We start from the raw sequence: 2947 nt of genomic DNA on the forward strand, positions 1-2947 counted from the left end.
TGGATCAGTTGAAATATCTGTGACTGACACACCGCTTTCGCGAGCAAGCCCGCTCCCACACAAGCTCGCTTTCACACGGTTTTTTGCAGCGACACTTAGTCACTGTTACCAATTCAGAAATGATGCATATCGCGATTCGCCCTTTCTCTCCAACACAACTCCCTTTATCCTTCCCCGCAACAACCTGAAACGTTTCACTCTCCCGGTCGATCCCATCTTGCCGAATATCCCCCTTCGCAAAGACAGCGCTGTCTTACACCCCTCCGCGCCTGGGAATCCATCGCCCGCCTGTGGATAACCACCTTTATCCACAGAAAAACCGAATATCGCTGAACCAAGCCTGTGCTGAATCGTCATCTACAGTGAAGCACGGGGTTACATAATTCCAACGTAACGGAGAAACACACTATGAGCACTGATGGTGCTTCAAGTCCAAGCCGCTTGCTGCCCAAGCTGCTAGGCGTCTTGCTGCTAATCATGGGCCTGGCCTTGCTGGCCGGCGGCGTCAAGCTGAGCATGCTCGGCGGGTCGCTGTACTACCTGCTGGCCGGTATCGGCGTCGGCCTGACCGGCATTCTGCTGCTGGCCAACCGCCGCGCTGCGCTGGGCCTGTACGCACTGGTGTTGTTCGCCAGCACCGTGTGGGCACTGTGGGAAGTCGGCCTGGACTGGTGGCAGCTGGTGCCGCGCCTGGCCCTGCTGTTCGCCTTGGGCATCGTCATGTTGCTGCCTTGGGTCCGTCGCCCGCTGCTGCGTGGCCAACCGGCGCCACTGGGCACCGGCGCGCTGAGCGTGGCCGTGGTGCTGGCTGGCGCCGCTGCAGTTGCCAGCCAATTCACCAACCCGGGTGAGATCAAAGGCCAACTGGACCGCGACGCTGTCCCTGGCATGGCCAGCGCTGCACCGGCCCAACCCGATGGCGACTGGAATTCCTACGGCCGTTCGGCGTTCGGTGACCGTTACTCGCCACTGGCACAGATCACCCCGCAAAACGTGAGCAAGCTCGTACCGGCGTGGACCTACCGTACCGGCGACCTGCCTGGCCCGAACGATCCAGGCGAGACCACCGCGGAAAACACCCCGCTGAAAGTCAACGGCATGCTCTACGTGTGCACCCCGCACAGCCAAGTGATTGCCCTGGACCCGGACACCGGCAAGGAAATCTGGCGCTTCGATCCGAAGATCAGCAGCATGGGCGCCGAGAACTTCAAAGGCTGGGCCCACATGACCTGCCGTGGCGTGTCGTATCACGATGACGCCGTGTACGCTTCCGAGCAGAGCCCGACCGGCAGCGCCAGCCCGGCGGCTGCACCGAACGCCTGCCCGAAACGCATCTTCGTCCCGACTGCCGACACCCGTCTGATCGCCCTGAACGCCGACACCGGCAAGATGTGCGAAGACTTCGGTGACAAAGGCCAGGTCGACCTGCGCGCCAATATCGGCGGCTTCGCCCCAGGCGGTTACTACTCCACCTCGCCACCGGCTGTGACCAAAAACCTGGTGGTGATCGGTGGCCACGTCACCGACAACGTCTCCACCGACGAGCCGAGCGGCGTGATCCGCGCGTTCGACGTACACACCGGCAAGCTGGTGTGGAACTGGGACAGCGGCAACCCGGACGACACCACCCCGTTGGCCGAAGGCAAGACCTACACCCGCAACTCGCCGAACATGTGGTCCATGTTCTCGGTGGATGAAAAACTCGGCATGCTCTACCTGCCGATGGGCAACCAGATGCCCGACCAATACGGCGGCGACCGTACCGAAGACTCGGAAAAATACAGCGCCGGCCTGACCGCCCTGGACATCGACAGCGGCCACGTGAAATGGACCTTCCAGTTCACTCACCATGACCTGTGGGACATGGACGTAGGCGGCCAGCCATCGCTGATCGACATCAAGACCGAAGCCGGCGTGAAGCAGGCGGTCATGGCATCGACCAAGCAAGGCAGCATCTACGTGCTCGACCGTGCCACTGGCCAGCCGGTGGTGCCGATCCACGAAATCGCCGTACCGCAAGGCGCAGTTGCTGGCGACCACACCTCGCCGACCCAGCCCAAGTCCGACCTGAACTTCATGCCGCCGCCGTTGAAAGAACGCGACATGTGGGGCGTGACGCCGTTCGACCAACTGCTGTGCCGGATTGATTTCAAATCCATGCGCTACGACGGCCCGTTCACTCCGCCATCGCTGCAAGGTTCGATCGTTTATCCGGGTAACTTCGGCGTGTTCGACTGGGGCGGCATCTCCGTCGACCCGGTGCGTCAACTGGCCTTCGTCAACCCAAGCTACATGGCGTTCAAGTCCAAGCTGATCCCGGCTGCCGACATCGCCAAGCAAGGCCCGCGCGTCAGCGAAACCGAAGGCGTGCAGCCGAACAAAGGCGCGCCGTACGGCGTGATCCTCGAAGCCCTGCTGTCGCCACTGGGCCTGCCGTGCCAGGCACCGGCCTGGGGTTATGTGGCCGCGGTCGACCTGACCACCCACAAAACCATCTGGATGCACAAGAACGGCACCGTGCGCGACAGCTCGCCAGTGCCCATCCCACTGAGCATGGGCGTGCCTAGCCTGGGCGGCACGTTCACCACCGCTGGTGGCGTGGCGTTCCTCAGCGGCACCCTGGACCAGTACCTGCGTGCCTATGACGTGAAAAACGGCAAGCAACTGTGGGAAGGCCGCCTGCCAGCAGGCGCGCAAACCACACCGATGACCTACACCGGCAAGGACGGCAAGCAATACGTGCTGGTCGTGGCGGGCGGTCATGGTTCCCTGGGCACCAAGCAGGGTGACTATGTGATGGCGTTTAAACTGCCGGATTAAGCTTCACCAGCAGTAATAAAAAGGCGGCGACCTGTTGAGGGTCGCCGCCTTTTTCATGTCCGGTGCAATTCAAAATGTGGGAGCTGGCTTGTGTGGGAGCGGGCTTGCTCGCGAATGCGGTGTGTCA

1 protein-coding gene is annotated in these 2947 nt (G+C 61.8%); it reads left to right on the forward strand.

The genetic code is table 11. The features are described from left to right. Positions 1-408 precede the first annotated feature (408 nt). Positions 409-2820, forward strand: a complete 2412-nt coding sequence (locus tag NUV89_RS28930) for a glucose/quinate/shikimate family membrane-bound PQQ-dependent dehydrogenase (RefSeq protein ID WP_257784010.1) — start codon at positions 409-411, stop codon at positions 2818-2820. Positions 2821-2947: the final 127 nt, after the last annotated feature.

This window comes from Pseudomonas sp. 18.1.10 (assembly GCF_024655625.1).
Lineage (GTDB): Bacteria > Pseudomonadota > Gammaproteobacteria > Pseudomonadales > Pseudomonadaceae > Aquipseudomonas.